Source organism: Pseudaeromonas paramecii (genome assembly GCF_039540575.1).
GTDB lineage: Bacteria > Pseudomonadota > Gammaproteobacteria > Enterobacterales > Aeromonadaceae > Pseudaeromonas > Pseudaeromonas paramecii.
This window is the reverse complement of sequence record NZ_BAABFC010000029.1, coordinates 93696-109127: the sequence shown is the minus strand read 5'-3', so window position 1 is coordinate 109127 and position 15432 is coordinate 93696. Positions and strand designations below refer to the sequence as shown.

13 protein-coding genes are annotated in these 15432 nt (G+C 63.0%); 6 read left to right on the top strand and 7 right to left on the bottom strand.

All coding sequences use genetic code 11. The features are described from left to right. Positions 1-35 precede the first annotated feature (35 nt). The 3 genes from hemN (at position 36) to ABD847_RS16360 (ending at position 3246) form a co-directional block, all read left to right on the top strand. Positions 36-1403 (top strand): oxygen-independent coproporphyrinogen III oxidase, encoded by a 1368-nt coding sequence (hemN, locus tag ABD847_RS16370; RefSeq protein WP_345014960.1) that lies wholly within the window; start codon positions 36-38, stop codon positions 1401-1403. 139 nt (positions 1404-1542) lie between these two features. Further along, positions 1543-2655, top strand: a complete 1113-nt coding sequence (gene ald, locus ABD847_RS16365) for an alanine dehydrogenase (RefSeq protein WP_345014958.1) — start codon at positions 1543-1545, stop codon at positions 2653-2655. A gap of 120 nt (positions 2656-2775) precedes the next feature. Continuing rightward, on the top strand, positions 2776-3246 hold the full coding sequence (locus tag ABD847_RS16360) for an outer membrane lipoprotein (protein WP_345014957.1): 471 nt from the start codon (positions 2776-2778) through the stop codon (positions 3244-3246). Between the two features lie 54 nt (positions 3247-3300). Here the strand turns inward: ABD847_RS16360 and add are convergent, their stop codons facing one another. From add to glnA, 5 genes are all read right to left on the bottom strand, one after another. Next, positions 3301-4305 (bottom strand): adenosine deaminase, encoded by a 1005-nt coding sequence (add, locus tag ABD847_RS16355; protein ID WP_345014956.1) that lies wholly within the window; start codon positions 4303-4305, stop codon positions 3301-3303. A gap of 107 nt (positions 4306-4412) precedes the next feature. After that, positions 4413-5837, bottom strand: a complete 1425-nt coding sequence (gene glnG / locus ABD847_RS16350; protein WP_345014954.1) for a nitrogen regulation protein NR(I) — start codon at positions 5835-5837, stop codon at positions 4413-4415. Between the two features lie 9 nt (positions 5838-5846). After that, complete coding sequence (gene glnL, locus ABD847_RS16345; RefSeq protein ID WP_345014953.1) at positions 5847-6899, bottom strand: nitrogen regulation protein NR(II); 1053 nt, start codon at positions 6897-6899, stop codon at positions 5847-5849. 65 nt (positions 6900-6964) lie between these two features. Beyond that, entirely contained in the window at positions 6965-7519 is a 555-nt protein-coding gene (locus ABD847_RS16340) for a DUF4124 domain-containing protein (protein WP_345014951.1), read from the bottom strand. A 97-nt stretch (positions 7520-7616) separates the two neighbouring features. Next, entirely contained in the window at positions 7617-9026 is a 1410-nt protein-coding gene (gene glnA, locus ABD847_RS16335) for a glutamate--ammonia ligase (protein ID WP_345014949.1), read from the bottom strand. A 341-nt stretch (positions 9027-9367) separates the two neighbouring features. On the opposite strand from glnA, the gene typA reads away from it, so the two are divergent. The 3 genes from typA to dtd all read left to right on the top strand — a co-directional run bounded on the left by typA (position 9368) and on the right by dtd (position 12677). Next, complete coding sequence (gene typA / locus ABD847_RS16330; protein WP_345014947.1) at positions 9368-11194, top strand: translational GTPase TypA; 1827 nt, start codon at positions 9368-9370, stop codon at positions 11192-11194. 141 nt (positions 11195-11335) lie between these two features. Further along, on the top strand, positions 11336-12169 hold the full coding sequence (locus tag ABD847_RS16325; protein ID WP_345015069.1) for a virulence factor BrkB family protein: 834 nt from the start codon (positions 11336-11338) through the stop codon (positions 12167-12169). A gap of 67 nt (positions 12170-12236) precedes the next feature. Next, on the top strand, positions 12237-12677 hold the full coding sequence (gene dtd, locus ABD847_RS16320) for a D-aminoacyl-tRNA deacylase (protein ID WP_345014946.1): 441 nt from the start codon (positions 12237-12239) through the stop codon (positions 12675-12677). Positions 12678-12680: 3 nt separating this feature from the next. On the opposite strand, the gene ABD847_RS16315 is transcribed toward dtd, so the two are convergent. Together ABD847_RS16315 and ABD847_RS16310 are read right to left on the bottom strand one after the other, a co-directional pair. Further along, positions 12681-13343: a polyamine aminopropyltransferase gene (locus tag ABD847_RS16315; RefSeq protein WP_345014944.1), complete on the bottom strand. Its 663-nt coding sequence runs from the start codon at positions 13341-13343 to the stop codon at positions 12681-12683. 1 nt (position 13344) lies between these two features. After that, positions 13345-15375, bottom strand: coding sequence for an AsmA family protein (locus ABD847_RS16310; protein ID WP_345014942.1), 2031 nt, complete (start codon positions 15373-15375; stop codon positions 13345-13347). Between the last annotated feature and the right edge of the window lie 57 nt (positions 15376-15432).

The window sequence follows — 15432 nt, the reverse complement described above, 5'->3', positions numbered from 1 at the left end:
GGCCGGCAGGCCGCGCCGATCTGAGAGGTAGCATCTTGCATCCAGTCCAGTGGGATGAGGCACTCATCCAGAAGTACAACTACAGCGGCCCTCGCTACACCTCCTATCCCACAGCCCTGGAGTTTGACGAGGGCTTCGGTTACCCGCAGTTCCTGCAGGCGGCGGCGCAGTATCCGGCGCGGCCTCTGTCCCTGTATGTGCACATCCCCTTCTGCCACATGCTGTGCTACTACTGCGCCTGCAACAAGATCATCACCCGCCAGACCCAGAAGGCCGCCGAGTACCTGGACTACCTGGCCAAGGAGGTCGCCCAGCTGGCGCCGCGCTTTGCCGGCCGCACCGTCACCCAGCTGCACTGGGGCGGCGGCACGCCCACCTACCTGAATCACGACGAGATCCGCCAGCTGATGGGGCTGCTGCGCCAGCACTTCCAGTTCGCCGACACGGCGGAGATCAGCATAGAGGTGGATCCGCGGGAGATCGCCCTGGATACCCTGGATCTGCTCAAGGAGGTGGGGTTCAACCGCCTGAGCATAGGGGTGCAGGACTTCGATGCCAAGGTGCAGGCGGCGGTGAATCGGGTACAGGACAACGACTTCATCCGCGCCATGCTGCAGCGGGCCGATGCTCTGGGCTTTGCCTCCACCAACCTGGATCTCATCTACGGACTGCCGCTGCAGACCCCGGAGAGCTTCCTGCACACCCTGGAGCAGGTGGTGGCCATGCGCCCGGGACGCCTGTCGGTGTTTAACTATGCCCACCTGCCGGCGCGTTTCCCCGGTCAGCACAAGATCAAGGATGAGACGCTGCCGACCGCGGCCCAGAAGCTGACCATGCTGCAGCAGACCATCGCCTTCCTCACCGAGGCGGGCTACCAGTACATCGGCATGGATCACTTCGCCCTGCCGGAGGATGAGCTGGCCCAGGCCCAGCGCCGCGGTGAGCTGCACCGCAACTTCCAGGGCTACACCACCCAGGGCGAGTGCGATCTGCTGGGGCTGGGGGTCTCTTCCATCAGCATGCTGGGGGATGCCTACTCCCAGAATCAGAAGGATCTGAAGACCTACTACCAGCAGGTGGACAGCCTGGGCCATGCCCAGTGGAAGGGCTGCGCCCTGAACCGGGACGATCTCATTCGCCGGGATGTCATCAAGGCGCTGATCTGCAACTTCCGCCTGGCGTTTGCCGAGATAGAAGAGCGCCATGGCCTGCGCTTTGCCGACTACTTCGCCGAGGATCTGGCGCTGCTGCAACCCTTCGTGGCCGATGGTCTGGTGACCCTCGATAGCGACGGCATCCAGGTGAGCGCCACCGGTCGCCTGCTGATCCGCAACATCTGCATGTGCTTTGATGTCTACCTGCGCCAGCGGGCCCGCCAACAGCAGTTCTCCCGGGTGATCTGAGTGCCGGGGCCAGGAGCCCCGGTCGTTTGTTCCTTCCCCTCTCACGTTTCGCCACCGACCGTTTGGCGTCCCTGTCTGCCAAGGGCTACACCTAGATCCAAGGCGGTCTGCCGTTGGCCTGTGGGGCCTAGGGGGCGGTATGCGGGTGGGTATTCCCAAGGAAATCAAGGCACAGGAGTACCGGGTCGGCCTGGCGCCGGCCGGTGTGCGGGAGCTGGTGGCCCGTGGCCATGAGGTGCTGGTGCAATGCGGTGCCGGTGCTGGCATCGGGGTAACGGATGCGGACTATGCCGCCGTGGGAGCCCGGCTGGTGGGGGAGGCGGCCAGCCTGTTTGCCGAGGCGCAGCTGGTGGTCAAGGTCAAGGAGCCCCAGCCTGAGGAGTGTGGCTACCTGCGGCCGGGCCAGCTGCTGTTTACCTACCTGCATCTGGCGGCGGCACCGGTCCTCACCCAGGCGCTGTGTGCCAGTGGCGCCAGCTGCATCGCCTATGAGACGGTGACCTCGCCCGAGGGCGGCTTGCCCCTGCTGGCACCCATGTCGGAGGTGGCCGGTCGCATGGCGGTGCAGGCCGGCGCCTGCTATCTGGAGAAACCCCGACAGGGCCGCGGCGTGTTGCTGGGTGGTGTGCCCGGGGTGCCGCCGGCCGAGGTGCTGATCCTGGGGGGCGGCGTGGTGGGCTCTCATGCCGCCATGATCGCCTGTGGCATGGGGGCCAGGGTAAGGGTGCTGGATCGCAATCTGGCGGTGTTGCGCCGACTGTGGCGCCAGTTTGGCAACCAGCTGGAAACCGAGTTTGCCACCGCCGAGGCGGTGGAGCGGCACTGCCTGACGGCGGATCTGGTGATCGGCAGCGTGCTGGTGCCTGGCGCGTCCACCCCCCGTCTGGTGAGCCGGGAGCTGGTGGGGCGGATGCAGCCCGGTGCCGTGCTGGTGGATGTGGCCATCGATCAGGGTGGCTGTTTTGCCACCTCGCGGCCCACCACCCATGGCGATCCCGTCTATCTGGTGGATCAGGTGTTGCATTATTGCGTGGCCAACATGCCGGGCGCCGTGCCCCGTACCGCCACTTTCGCCTTGAACCACGCCACCTTGCCGTTCGTACTGGCATTGGCGGATCAGGGGCTGGACGCCCTGCGGCAGGATCCCCATCTGGCGGCCGGCCTGAATGTCCATGCGGGCCAGATCACCCACGGCGGGGTAGCCGATTCTGTGGGGACCTCGTATATTCCGCCGGCACAGGCCTTGTCGTAAGGGCGGTCAGGCTGGTGTAAGCTTGCCTATGCTTAACTGTCACAGGGCCGCCAGGAGGGTGCTGATGCCCCCCATTCCATTAGGTTCAGCGAGTTGGCCTGTTCGCCGAGGAGTCTCAAGATGCAAAGCGCAAAATCGTTGTTGTGGGTTATGACGGCCGCCCTGGCGGTGACCGGGTGTGCCAATCAGAATCTCTACTCCGGGGATGTGTATACCGCCGAGCAGGCCAAGGTCACCCAGACCGTGGTCTATGGCACCCTGGTTTCCATTCGTCCGGTGAAGATCCAGGCGGGGGGAGATTCCCTGCTGGGCACCATTGGCGGTGCTGTGATCGGTGGTGTGCTGGGTAGCGCAGTCGGCGGTGGTAAGGGCAAGGATCTGGCGACCGCCGCCGGTGCCGTGGCTGGTGCCGCGGCGGGCAAGAAGGCCATGGAGTCCATGGACTTGGTGGACGGTGCCGAGCTGGAAATCAAGAAGGACAGCGGTGATATCGTGGTGGTGGTGCAGGCCCCCAACGCCGCCTATCAGCCCGGGGCTAGGGTGCGCATGGTGCAGTCTGGCAACAAGGTCACCGTCTCAGTGGTGCAATAACTGCGGTTATGATGATGAAAAAGGCGCCTGATGGCGCCTTTTGTTTTCCCTGCGTTAGGTCCGAGCGCTGGCCTGTGCCTGCAGCTGGCGTTTCTCCTCCGGGCTCAGGAAGGCCAGGGTCAGGCCGTTTAGCTGACACTGACGGATCTGCTCGGCGCTGAGGCCTGCCAGCGGCGCGGCCACCTGATACTCGTGGGGCAGGTCGATACCTTCCACCGCCGGATCATCGGTGTTGAGGCAGGCCAGGATGCCGTGGGACAGGAACTGGCGCAGGGGATGGCGAGACAGATCGGATACCGTGCTGGTCTGCAGGTTGGAGGTGAGGCAGGACTCGATGCCGATGCCCCTCGCCGCCAGGTAATCCAGCAGGGGCGGGTCTTCGATGGCTTTCACGCCATGGCCGATGCGTTCGGCTCCCAGGGCGCGTACCGCATGCCAGATGCTGTCGGCGCCGGCGGCCTCGCCGGCATGGACAGTGATGCGCAGACCGGCATCCCGTACCTGGCGAAAATGCGACTCGAACAGGGGACCGGGGAAGCCCAGCTCGTCACCGGCCAGATCCATGGCCACCAGATCCTGGGCATGGGCCAAGCAGGCATCCAGCTCCTGCTGGCAGGCGGCCTGGCCAAAGGTGCGACTCATGATGCCGATGAGGTTGGTCTTGATGCCGAAATCCCGGCTGCCGGCCCGCACGCCGTCTATCACGGCCTCCACCACGCCCTGTGGAGCCAGGCCGTGGGTCATGGCCATGTAACCCGGGCTGAAGCGCAGCTCGGCATAGTCGATGCCGGCCAGCTTGAGATCTTCCACATTCTCGTAGGCTACCCGGCGGCAGGCGTCGTAGTCCGCCAGCACCTTGACCCCCCAGTCCAGCTTGCTGAGAAAGGCCACCAGGCTGGGTTCCTTCTCCACGATTTGCACATGGGGGCGCAAGGCCTCCAGCTCGGTGGCGGGCAGGCTCAGGCCATGTTGCAGGCCCAGCGCCAGTATGGTCTGCGGGCGTATGTTACCGTCCAGATGGCGGTGCAGGTCGGTGAGGGGGAGGCGGGGATCTAGCATGGCGATTCCAAAACTGAACAGGGGAATCGGCCCATTGTAGCCGGGAAGCGCCGGCTTGGCACTGCGCCACGAATGAGGCCGGCTTGTGGGGCCGGCCTCGGTGGGGGTCATGACATGTCCAGCTCTTTGAGCTTGCGGGTCAGGGTGTTGCGGCCCCAGCCCAGCAGACGGGCGGCCTCCTGCTTGTGGCCGTGGGTGTGCTGCAGAGCGGTATCCAGCATGATGCGCTCGAATTCCGGCAGGGCTTCACCCAGGATGTCCACCTCGCCACGGGCCAGCTTCTGGGCCACCCATTGCTGCAACTGATCCTGCCAGCGCAGGGAGACGGGCTCATCGCCCCGGCTGCTGATGGGACGCTCCTCGCTGGGGCTGAGCAGCTCGGGCGGCAGATCGGAGACCAGCACCTCCTGGCCCGAGGCCATGACGGTCAGCCAGCGACAGACGTTCTCCAGCTGGCGCACGTTGCCCGGCCAGGCCAGACGGCCCAAGTAGGCTTCGGTGTCCGGATGCAGCTGTTTGGCCTCGACGTTGAGCTCCTTGGCGGCACGCAGTAGAAAGTGTTGTGCCAGACGGGGGATGTCCTCACGGCGTTCCCGCAGGGCCGGCAGATGTACCCGGATGACGTTGAGGCGGTGGAACAAGTCCTCCCGGAACTCGCCATCGTGTACGCGCTTCTCCAGATCCTGGTGGGTGGCAGCTATGATGCGCACATCCACCTGTACCGGCTGATGGCCACCCACTCGGTAGAACTGGCCGTCAGCCAGCACCCGCAACAATCGAGTCTGGACATCCAGCGGCATGTCGCCGATTTCGTCCAGGAACAGGGTCCCGCCATTGGCCTGCTCGAAGCGGCCGTGACGCACGTTGTTGGCGCCGGTGAAGGCCCCCTTCTCGTGGCCGAACAGTTCAGATTCGATCAGTTCCTTCGGTATCGCCGCCATGTTCAGGGCGATGAAGGGCTTGGCCGCCCGGGGGCTGTGCTTGTGCAGGGCGTGGGCCACCAGCTCCTTGCCGGTACCGGATTGGCCGTTGATCAGCACTGAAATGGAGGAGCGGGCCAGCCGACCGATGGCGCGGAACACCTCCTGCATGGCAGGTGCCTCGCCGATGATCTCCGGTGCGGCACTGGACGGCTGCAGTTTGGCGCGGCGCTTGTTGCGCTGCTCCTTGAGGTGGCTCTCGGCACGATGCACCAGGGCCACGGCCTCATCGATATCAAACGGCTTGGGCAGGTATTCGAAGGCGCCGCTTTGATAGGCATTGACCGCGCTGTCCAGATCCGAGTGGGCGGTCATGATGATCACCGGCATGTCCGGTTGCCGTTCCTGGATCTGTTGCAGCAGGGTGAGGCCGTCGATGCCGGGCATGCGAATGTCGGACAGTATGACCTCGGGACTATCCTGTTCCAGCTGGCTCAGCAGGCTCTCTCCATCCTCAAAGCTCTGGCACTCGAATCCTTCGGCGCTGAGTGCACGCTCCAGTACCCAACGGATAGAGCTGTCATCGTCCACAATCCAGACTTTGGCTGCCATATGATTCCCTTACTTGCGAAGCGGTAGATAAATACAGAATTCGGTGTGACCGGGCCAACTGACGCACTCGATGCGCCCCTTGTGCTGGTCGATGAGGTTCTGGGCAATGGATAGCCCCAGGCCCGTGCCGCCCTCCTTGCCCGTTACCATGGGGTAGAAGAGGGTGTCACGGATGGCCTCGGGGATGCCCGGGCCGTTGTCTATGATGCGGATCTCCGCCGCCAGCCGGTAGCGCTTGCCATGGATGGTGATCTGGAAGACGGTACGGGTCTTCAGGCGAATGGAGCCTTGATCCCCCATGGCCTCGGCGGCGTTGCGCACTATGTTGAGGAAGGCCTGTTGCAACTGATCCGGCTCCATCTCGAAGTCCGGGATACTGGGGTCATAATCGCGCTCAATCTTGATACCAGGGGGCAGCTCCAGCTCCACCAGGCGGCGCACCTGTTCCAGTACCGAGTGGACATTATGCACCTGGTGACGCCCGGGGCGTTGCGGCCCCAACAGGCGATCCACCAGGTTCCGCAACCTGTCGGCCTGGGCGATGATGATGCCGGTGTATTCCTTGAGGCTCTCTTCCGGTAAAGCCTTTTCCAGCAATTGGGCCGCGCCCCGCAAGCCACCCAGGGGGTTCTTGATCTCGTGGGCCAGGCCTCGGACCAGATCCCGGGCGGCCAGCTGTTGTGCGTGTTGCTGGATTTCCTGACTGATGCGCTTTTGCTGGTCGATCTTGCGCAGCTCCATCAGTGCCAGCTGTTCGTGATTTTCAAACACCGCCATGACGCTGACTTCCACCAGCTTGGCTTCACCCTCCACTACCAGGGTGACTTCATTATCGGTGAAGCCTTGGCCGATTTTCAGGCAGGCGCGCAGCCGCTCCAGATCCAGGGAGAGATACTCCACCAGTTGTTCCAGGCTATGACCCAGCAGGCGGCGTGCACTGACCCCCAGCAGCTGCTCGGCGGCTGGGTTGACGTAATGAACCACCATGTTGGTATCCAGCAGCACCACAGCGGTCAGCAGGTTATCCAACAGGGTCTTGGGCAAGTCAGGACGGCTATCCACGGCCGGTCTCCCTAAAATGATGCAGTGCACCAAAAAGGACTTTTAATCTACCTGTATTGGTGCAATCAGCCAGCGCTTTTAGCCTGGCGAGCCCGGTTTAGCACGGATGCCTTGTGCAGGTAGACGGTAATGGAGGATGACGATGCAAGTACCTTGCCGTCTTTATCCAGTAGTTGAAGCTGGATCTGGTGGGTGCCGCGTTCCACATTGCTTAATGAAACCGGTAACTGATTGGTCAGCGTGCTGGTCTGCTGGCCATCCAGCAGCACTTTTATCTGGAAACCCTGCTTGGGGGTAAAAGGAAGCACTCGTGCCTTGAGGGGGATTTGGCCCTCGTTATTCCACAGTGTCTCCTGATCCTTGGGACTGGTCAGCTCTAGGGTATAGGCGGTCTCTGGGGGCGTGGTCTGGTCGGCTTGCGTTGGCTGATTGGTCTGAACTGGGGCAGCCGGCGTCGGTGCGCCCTGAGGAGGCGTGGTCATTTGTAGGGTTTCCGACTGGGCGCCGGGATGAGGTTGATCCGAGAAGTGGATAACCCCCTGGGCATCCACCCAGCGATAGATGGTTTGAGCGGCCTGCAGGGGCAGGGCGAGGCTGAGCAGCAACCAGGCAAGACGCATGGGTTCCTCCTTGAGGGTAAAAGGTCTCGGGTCTCATTATTGGAGAGTCGCCAAAAAAAAACCCGCCTAGATGGCGGGTTTTGGGGACTGGCTCTGCTTATACGGAGTAGTACAGTTCGTACTCAACCGGATGCGGAGTCATGCGTACGCGATCCACGTCGGCTTGCTTCAGCTCCAGGTAGGAGTCGATGAAGTCGTCGGAGAAGACGCCACCACGGGTCAGGAACTCACGGTCGGCATCCAGAGAGGCCAGAGCCTCGTCCAGAGAACCGGACACGGTCGGGATCAGCGCTTCTTCTTCCGGCGGCAGATCGTACAGGTTCTTGTCCATGGCTTCGCCCGGATGGATCTTGTTGATGATGCCGTCCAGACCGGCCATCAGCTGAGCAGCGAAGGCCAGGTACGGGTTGGCAGCCGGATCCGGGAAGCGAACTTCGATACGACGGGCCTTCGGGCTCGGTACCAGCGGGATACGGATGGAGGCAGAGCGGTTACGGGCGGAGTAGGCCAGCATAACCGGTGCTTCGTAGCCAGGAACCAGACGCTTGTAGGAGTTGGTAGCCGGGTTGGTGAAGGCGTTCACAGCCTTAGCGTGCTTGATGATACCGCCGATGTAGTACAGAGCGGTTTCAGACAGACCACCGTACAGGTCGCCGGCGAACAGGTTAACCCCATCCTTGGCCAGAGACTGGTGGCAGTGCATGCCTGAACCGTTGTCACCAAACATGGGCTTCGGCATGAAGGTTACGGTCTTGCCGTAAGCGTGGGCCACGTTGTGGATGACATACTTCAGCACCTGAACTTCGTCAGCCTTCTTGGTCATGGTGTTGAAGCGGGTGGCGATTTCGTTCTGACCGGCAGTGGCCACTTCGTGGTGGTGAGCTTCAACCACTTGACCCATCTCTTCCAGGATCAGACACATGGCGGAACGCAGGTCTTGGGAAGAGTCAACCGGAGCAACCGGGAAGTAACCGCCCTTAACGCCGGGACGGTGGCCCTTGTTGCCATCTTCGTATTCGGTGGCGGAGTTCCAGGCTGCTTCTTCGGCATCAACCTTGAAGAAGGAACCGCCCATGGTGTTGCCGAAACGGACGTCGTCAAACACGAAGAATTCCGGCTCCGGTCCGAACAGGACGGTGTCGGCGATGCCGCTGGACTTCAGGAATTCTTCAGCACGCTTGGCGATGGAGCGCGGATCGCGATCGTAGCCAGTCATGGTGGCGGGTTCCAGGATGTCGCAACGGACGATCAGGGTCGCTTCTTCGGTGAAGGGATCCATGACGGCGGTAGAGGCGTCGGGCATCAGAACCATGTCAGATTCGTTGATACCTTTCCAACCGGCGATGGAAGAACCGTCGAACATCTTGCCGTCTTCGAAGAAACCTTCGTCGACTTGGTGAGACGGGATGGAAACGTGCTGTTCCTTACCCTTGGTATCAGTGAAGCGAAGATCAACAAATTTCACTTCTTGTTCTTTGATCATCGCCAGAACATTTGCAGCGGACATGTCAACTAACCTCCGGTGTCGTAAAAACGTATTCGAAATCAACAGTGCCTCGGAAAAGAGGTCTGCTAAAAGCGTGCCAAAAAATTAATTCCTTTAACTTACAGAGAGTAATGGCTTTGAGCCGATCCACCAAAAACCGGCATGCATCAATATGGTGCATCGAAAACCATTTTGAGGCCCCAAAATGGGTCAATTGGTTCGCCAGGTCCACTCGCTCTGGGCTCATAGTGTGAGGCAAGGCAAAATTTGATCACGGAATTTCAGTTGAATTTGCTATGAAGATCACAAGTGGCCGAGTAGAATGACTGCCCAATTTTTCCCCACTTGTTTTAGAGGCGAGGATGTTAGACAAGCTCCGCAATATTGCCATTATCGCGCACGTTGACCATGGCAAAACCACACTGGTAGATAAGCTGTTGCAACAATCCGGCACCCTGGACCGCAATAGCGAAGGCCAGGAGCGGATCATGGACTCCAATGATCTGGAAAAGGAGCGTGGCATCACCATCCTTGCCAAGAATACCGCCATTCGCTGGAATGACTACCGCATCAACATCGTCGACACCCCCGGCCACGCCGACTTCGGTGGTGAAGTAGAGCGGGTCATGTCCATGGTCGATTGCGTACTGCTGCTGGTGGATGCCGTGGACGGCCCCATGCCCCAGACCCGTTTCGTGACCCAGAAGGCGTTCGCCCAGGGTCTGCGTCCCATCGTGGTGGTCAATAAGGTTGACCGTCCTGGTGCCCGTCCGGACTGGGTCATTGATCAGGTGTTCGATCTGTTCGACAACCTGGGCGCCACCGACGAGCAGCTGGACTTCCCCATCGTCTATGCCTCCGCGTTGCAGGGCTACGCCACCCTGGATTTGGATAAGCCGTCCGACAACATGGATCCCCTGTTCCAGGCCATCGTTGATTTCGTCGAGCCGCCCAAGGCGGATCCGGCCGGCGAATTCCAGATGCAGATCTCCCAGCTGGACTACTCCTCCTACGTGGGCGTCATCGGCATCGGCCGTATCACCCGTGGCAGCGTCAAGCCCAACATGCAGGTGACCGTAGTGGGTGCCGATGGCAAGACCCGTACCGGCAAGGTGGGTCAGGTCATGGGTTACCTGGGCCTGCAGCGCACCGAAGTCACGGGTGCCCAAGCCGGTGACATCATCGCCATCACGGGTCTGGGTGAGCTGAAGATCTCCGACACCATCTGCTCCAACGCTGCCGTGGAGGCCCTGCCGCCCCTGTCGGTGGACGAGCCTACCGTCACCATGACCTTCCAGGTCAACACCTCGCCGTTCGCCGGCAAGGAAGGCAAGTTCGTCACCTCCCGTAACATCCTCGAGCGTCTGCAGAAGGAGCTGGTGCACAACGTGGCCCTGCGGGTGGACGAAACCGAAGATCCGGACAAGTTCCGTGTCTCCGGCCGGGGTGAACTGCACCTGGGCATCCTGATCGAAAACATGCGCCGCGAAGGTTTCGAACTGGCCGTGTCCCGTCCCGAGGTCATCATCAAGACCATCGATGGCGTGCGCATGGAACCGATGGAAACCCTGACCGTGGACATCGAAGAGCAGAACCAAGGCGCCATCATGGAGAAGCTGGGTGAGCGCAAGGCGGATCTGTCCAACATGGTGCCGGACGGCAAGGGCCGGGTGCGGTTGGATTACCTGATCCCGGCGCGTGGCCTGATCGGCTTCCAGACCGAGTTCATGACCCTGACTTCCGGTACCGGTCTGCTGTACCACACCTTCGAGCGTTATGACGAGTACAAGGGTGGCAGCATCGGCGAGCGGCAGAACGGCGTGTTGATCGCCAACGCCACCGGTAAGGCCCTGGGCTTCGCCCTGTTCAACCTGCAGGAACGTGGCCGTCTGTTCATCGAACACGCCACCGAGGTATACGAAGGTCAAATCATCGGTATCCACAGCCGTTCCAACGACCTGACCGTAAACTGCCTCAAGGGCAAGCAGCTGACCAACATGCGAGCCTCCGGCACCGATGAGGCCATAGTGCTGACCCCGCCTATCAAGATGACCCTGGAACAGGCCATGGAGTTCATCGACAACGATGAGCTGGTGGAAGTGACCCCCAAGAGCATCCGCATTCGCAAGAAGCTGCTCACCGAGATGGACCGTAAGCGCGCCGGTCGCGCCGCGGGCAAGGACGAATAAGGCCTTCTCCCTCTCAAGCAGAACCCCCGCCATGTGCGGGGGTTCCTTTATCTAGAATCTGCTGTCGTTTGCTGCCATGATCTGCTCAGTCGAGTCCATTCTGGGAGCCCTGCCGTGTCCATCCTCGCGTCATCCAAGCCCTTGAAGCTGCATCGGCGGCTGCTACCGTTTCTGCGCTGTTTCCTGCGGCGCAGCCGGGAGGATCGGCTACCCGTGCTGGCCGGACACCTGGCCTATGTCACCCTGCTCTCCCTGGTGCCGCTGGTGGCGGTGGTGTTTGCGGTGCTGGCCTATCTGCCGGCCTTCGAGCAGGTGCAGCGGCAGCTGGAGGCGTTCGTGTTCGAGAACTTCTTGCCCACCGCCGGCGAGGTGATCCACGACTATCTGCTGACCTTCGTGGGCAATGCCTCCCGCACCACCTCCTTCGGCCTGCTGGCCCTGATGGTGGTGGCCCTGTTGCTCATCTCGGCCATCGACGAAAACCTCAATCATATCTGGCGCAGCCGGGGCAAGCGCCGGTTGAGTACCACCATCGCCGTCTACTGGCTGGTGCTGACCCTGGGACCCTTGCTGGTGGGGGCCAGCCTGCTGGCCACCTCCTATGTGGTGTCGCTGCGGCTGTTTGATGGTGAGCTGGTGGTGGGGGTGATGAGTCGGCTGCTGGGGCTGTTGCCGTTATTGCTGTCCTTCTGCGCCATGCTGCTCATCTACCTGCTGGTGCCCAACGTCAAGGTGCAGTTGCGTCATGCCCTGCTGGGTGCCCTGGTGGCCGCCCTGCTGTTTGAGGGGGCCAAGAAGGGCTTTGCCTTCTACATCACCCATTTCACCTCGTACCAACTGATCTACGGCGCCCTGGCCGTCATTCCCATCCTGTTTGTCTGGGTCTATCTGAGCTGGCTGATCGTGCTGCTGGGGGCGGAGGTGACCGCCACCCTGGGGGAGCAGGCCCAGGGCGACGGCCCACAGTGGGATTGATGTATCCCTTGGCCTGGCGGGCCCGAGCGGTGACAATGCGGCCTTTGGTTGAGAAGGGAGTGACGGCATGATTGCCTTGATTCAGCGGGTCAGCGAGGCCAGCGTGCGGGTGGACGGCCAGGTGGTGGGGGCCATCGGCCCCGGGCTGCTGGTGCTGCTGGGGGTGGAGCGGGGCGATGACAAGACGCTGGCGGAGCGGCTGCTGCACAAGGTGAGCGGTTACCGGGTGTTCGGTGACGAGCAGGGCAAGATGAACCTCAACGTGCAGCAGGCTGGCGGCAGCCTGCTGGTGGTCTCCCAGTTCACCCTGGCGGCCGAAACCAAGAAGGGCATGCGCCCCAGCTTCGCCGAGAAGGCGGCGGCTCCCGAGCTGGCGGAATCCTTGTATGACTACTTTGTCGCGCAGGGCCGGCGGCAGGGACTGAGGGTGGAGACGGGGCGCTTCGCCGCCGACATGCAGGTGAGCCTGACCAACGACGGCCCGGTCACCTTCTGGCTGCAGGTGTAGCGATCAGCGCGGGCTGGCCCAGAGGATGCGGTTGCGGTAGCCGCTGACCTTCTGCTCCCCCTCGGGGATGAAGTAGGTTTCCAGCGCCTCCAGCAGCACCTGGCTCTCGGCATCGTCCCGGGCCGGCAGGTTGATGATGAGCCGCTGGGTGACGCAGCTGGCCAGCCGTGCATAGAGGCGGGGGGCGAACAGGCAGGCGGGCACGCCGTCGCCGCTGAACAGGTCCACCAGGGCCACCTCGACCGGCTGCTGCCAGTGCTCCAGCCAGGCCAGGGCCTCGGCCTGATAGAGGCGCGGCTTGGCATTGGCCTGGAAATACTCCTGATACAGCTCCAGCACTATGGGATCCAGCTCCACGCAGTAGTGGCGGATGGCCTTGTTGCGGGCCCGCAGCCAGCGGGTCAGATCGCCGCCCCCCAGGCCCAGCTCCAAGAAGGTGGCCAGCTTGGGGGGCAGCAGCTCCGCCACCGTCTGCTGGTGGGGCAGGCAGAGGCGGGGCGGATCCTTGCGCACCAGCACCGACTGCACCACGCCGTCCAGCTCCAGCCAGCGGTAATCGGCATTCTCCAGCACGGCACGGCGGCCGTACTCCCCCTCCACCAGACGCAGCAGCTGGCCCTGTTGCAAGGAGTCATGCAGATGAAAGGGGGGGAGTTTGGCGGCCATATCAGGGTCTCAACTTGCTTTGCCGCCCCTGGGGCGGGTAGGTGACGGGGGTGACGCGCCAGGGCTGACAACCCTGGGATTCGGCCACTTGCAGGCTGGGCTCGGCGAGAGGGCCGCTCAGACGGGCGGTCAGGGCCGGGCAGTAGCGGCTGTCCAGCAGGGCCCACTGCAGATCCCATTGCCCCTTGGCCAGATCCACACCCCCCTGCCAGGCCAGCAGGTGGGTGATGGAGGAGGCGGCGGAGCCCGCCAGGCTCAGCCGACCGGCCTGGGCGGTGAGCTGCAGCCGACTGGGATTGAAGGCGGTGTCCCCCTTGGGCAGCTGGGTCAGCAGGGTAGACCAGGGTGTCGGCTCCGGCAGCGTCTTTTGTTGCAGCAGATCGTCCAGCGCCTGATCCAGGGCGATGCCCTCCAGGAAGCCGTCGTTGACCGTCAGGCTGACCTGGCCGCTGAGGCTGCTGCCGATCTGGGCCCAGCTGTTGCCCTGGGCCTGCAGATCCAGCTGCAGCTGGCCCTTGCCGTCGAAGGGGTAGCTGGGCTGCCACAGGGCGCTCACCTGTTGCAGATCCGCCGGCTGCCAGCTCAGCTGCAACGCCTGCTGGCCGTCGGCGGCGGTGCTCCATTGGCCGCTGGCGCTCAGCTGGCCGCCCTGTAGCTGGGTGGTGAGCTGCTTGAGCTTGAGGTCGTCGGCCTGCCATTCGGCAGCCAGCTCGCCCTGGCGCCCCACCAGGCCCCCATAGGCCAGCTCCAGCCAGCTGGCCTCCAGGCGGGCGCGCTCGCCGGCCCGGTGCAACCCCTGCTCATCCAGCAGCAGATCCGTGGCGAACAGCTCGCCCCCCTTGAGGGACAGCGGCAGGGCATCATCAAACGAGATCAGGTTGAGCTGCCCCACGTCCAGGCGGCGCAGCTGCACCCTGGGCCAGCCGGTCAGCTGCTGACGCCAGTCGGCCGGCAGCTCCAGCCGTCCCTTGTCCAGGGTGGCGCGCTCCAACGTCAGGGTCTGGCCATCGGCCTCCAGCTGGCCGGCCAGGCTCAGCTGCCCCTGCCACAGGCCGGCGTCCAGCCGGAACGGCGAGCTGTCGCCGGCGTTGAGTTCCAGCTGCCCCTTGGGCTGCTCCAGGTGCCACAGGCTGCCCCAGGCCAGCTCATCGGCCTGGCCCTTGAGGCGCAGCTGAGGACGATTGCCCGCCTGCCAGTTGAGCTGATTCAGCTGGCCGTGGAAGCGGTTGAGGGCGCGGTGGGCACTGGCCTGGGACAGGCTGATGTCCTCCAGGGTCAGCTGGCCCAGCTGCAGCTGCCGCACCGGCAGCACCTGGGGGGCATGGTCCAGATCCAGCCGGTTGCCCTCCAGGCGGGCACTCTGGGCTTGCAGGCTGGCCTGGGCCGGATCCCAGGTGAGCTGCTGCAGGTCGAAGCGACCGTCCAGCCCTTTGCCGCTGAGGTGATCCAGCTGCAGGCGGTTGGCCTGCCACTGGCCATCCAGCTCCAGATCCGCCAGCTGCAGGTTGTGCCAGCGCAGTCGGCCGATGCGGCCGGTGAGGCCCAGCTGCTGCAGGGGCTGCCACTGGCCGTCCTGCACCGGTTGCCAGTTACCCAGGTGCAGGCTGACGCCCCCCAGCTGGCCGTCCGGCCAGTGGAGGGCCAGCTCCGTCAGGTTGAGATCCTCCACCTTGAGCTGGGCCAGGGGGAGGCTGGGCCAGCTCTGGCCGTCTTTCAAGGTCAAACGGGGGCGCACCAGATCCAGGTGGCGGATCACCAGGCGGCGCTGGAACCAGGAGCCTTCGGCCACCTCCAGGTAGATCTTGTCCGCCGTCAGCACCTCCCCCAGCTTGATGCCTTCCGCCAGCACTATGTTGGGGTAGAGGGGATTGTAGTCCAGCTTGTCGATGGTCAGGGGCAGGCCGGTCTGCTGCTCCACCCAGGCGCTCAGGGGCGCCCGCAGGTGGCTGGGATTGAGCAGCCCAAGGCCAATCCAGATCAGGATGATCAGCACCAGCAGGCTGTAGAGGAAAAAGCGAATCGCGGTTTGCATCGTTTTGTCTTCTGTCTCCATCCGGGTGGCCATCCGGCTACTATAGGGGCCGGGCGG

Excerpts from the sequence above, each read along its gene's own strand:
- ald (WP_345014958.1), top strand. The coding sequence starts at position 1,543 with ATGCGGGTGGGTATTCCCAAGGAAATCAAGGCACAGGAGTACCGGGTC.
- ABD847_RS16360 (WP_345014957.1), top strand. The coding sequence starts at position 2,776 with ATGCAAAGCGCAAAATCGTTGTTGTGGGTTATGACGGCCGCCCTGGCG.
- add (WP_345014956.1), bottom strand. The coding sequence starts at position 4,305 with ATGCTAGATCCCCGCCTCCCCCTCACCGACCTGCACCGCCATCTGGAC.
- glnG (WP_345014954.1), bottom strand. The coding sequence starts at position 5,837 with ATGGCAGCCAAAGTCTGGATTGTGGACGATGACAGCTCTATCCGTTGG.
- ABD847_RS16340 (WP_345014951.1), bottom strand. The coding sequence starts at position 7,519 with ATGCGTCTTGCCTGGTTGCTGCTCAGCCTCGCCCTGCCCCTGCAGGCC.
- glnA (WP_345014949.1), bottom strand. The coding sequence starts at position 9,026 with ATGTCCGCTGCAAATGTTCTGGCGATGATCAAAGAACAAGAAGTGAAA.
- typA (WP_345014947.1), top strand. The coding sequence starts at position 9,368 with ATGTTAGACAAGCTCCGCAATATTGCCATTATCGCGCACGTTGACCAT.
- dtd (WP_345014946.1), top strand. The coding sequence starts at position 12,237 with ATGATTGCCTTGATTCAGCGGGTCAGCGAGGCCAGCGTGCGGGTGGAC.
- ABD847_RS16315 (WP_345014944.1), bottom strand. The coding sequence starts at position 13,343 with ATGGCCGCCAAACTCCCCCCCTTTCATCTGCATGACTCCTTGCAACAG.
- ABD847_RS16310 (WP_345014942.1), bottom strand. The coding sequence starts at position 15,375 with ATGCAAACCGCGATTCGCTTTTTCCTCTACAGCCTGCTGGTGCTGATC.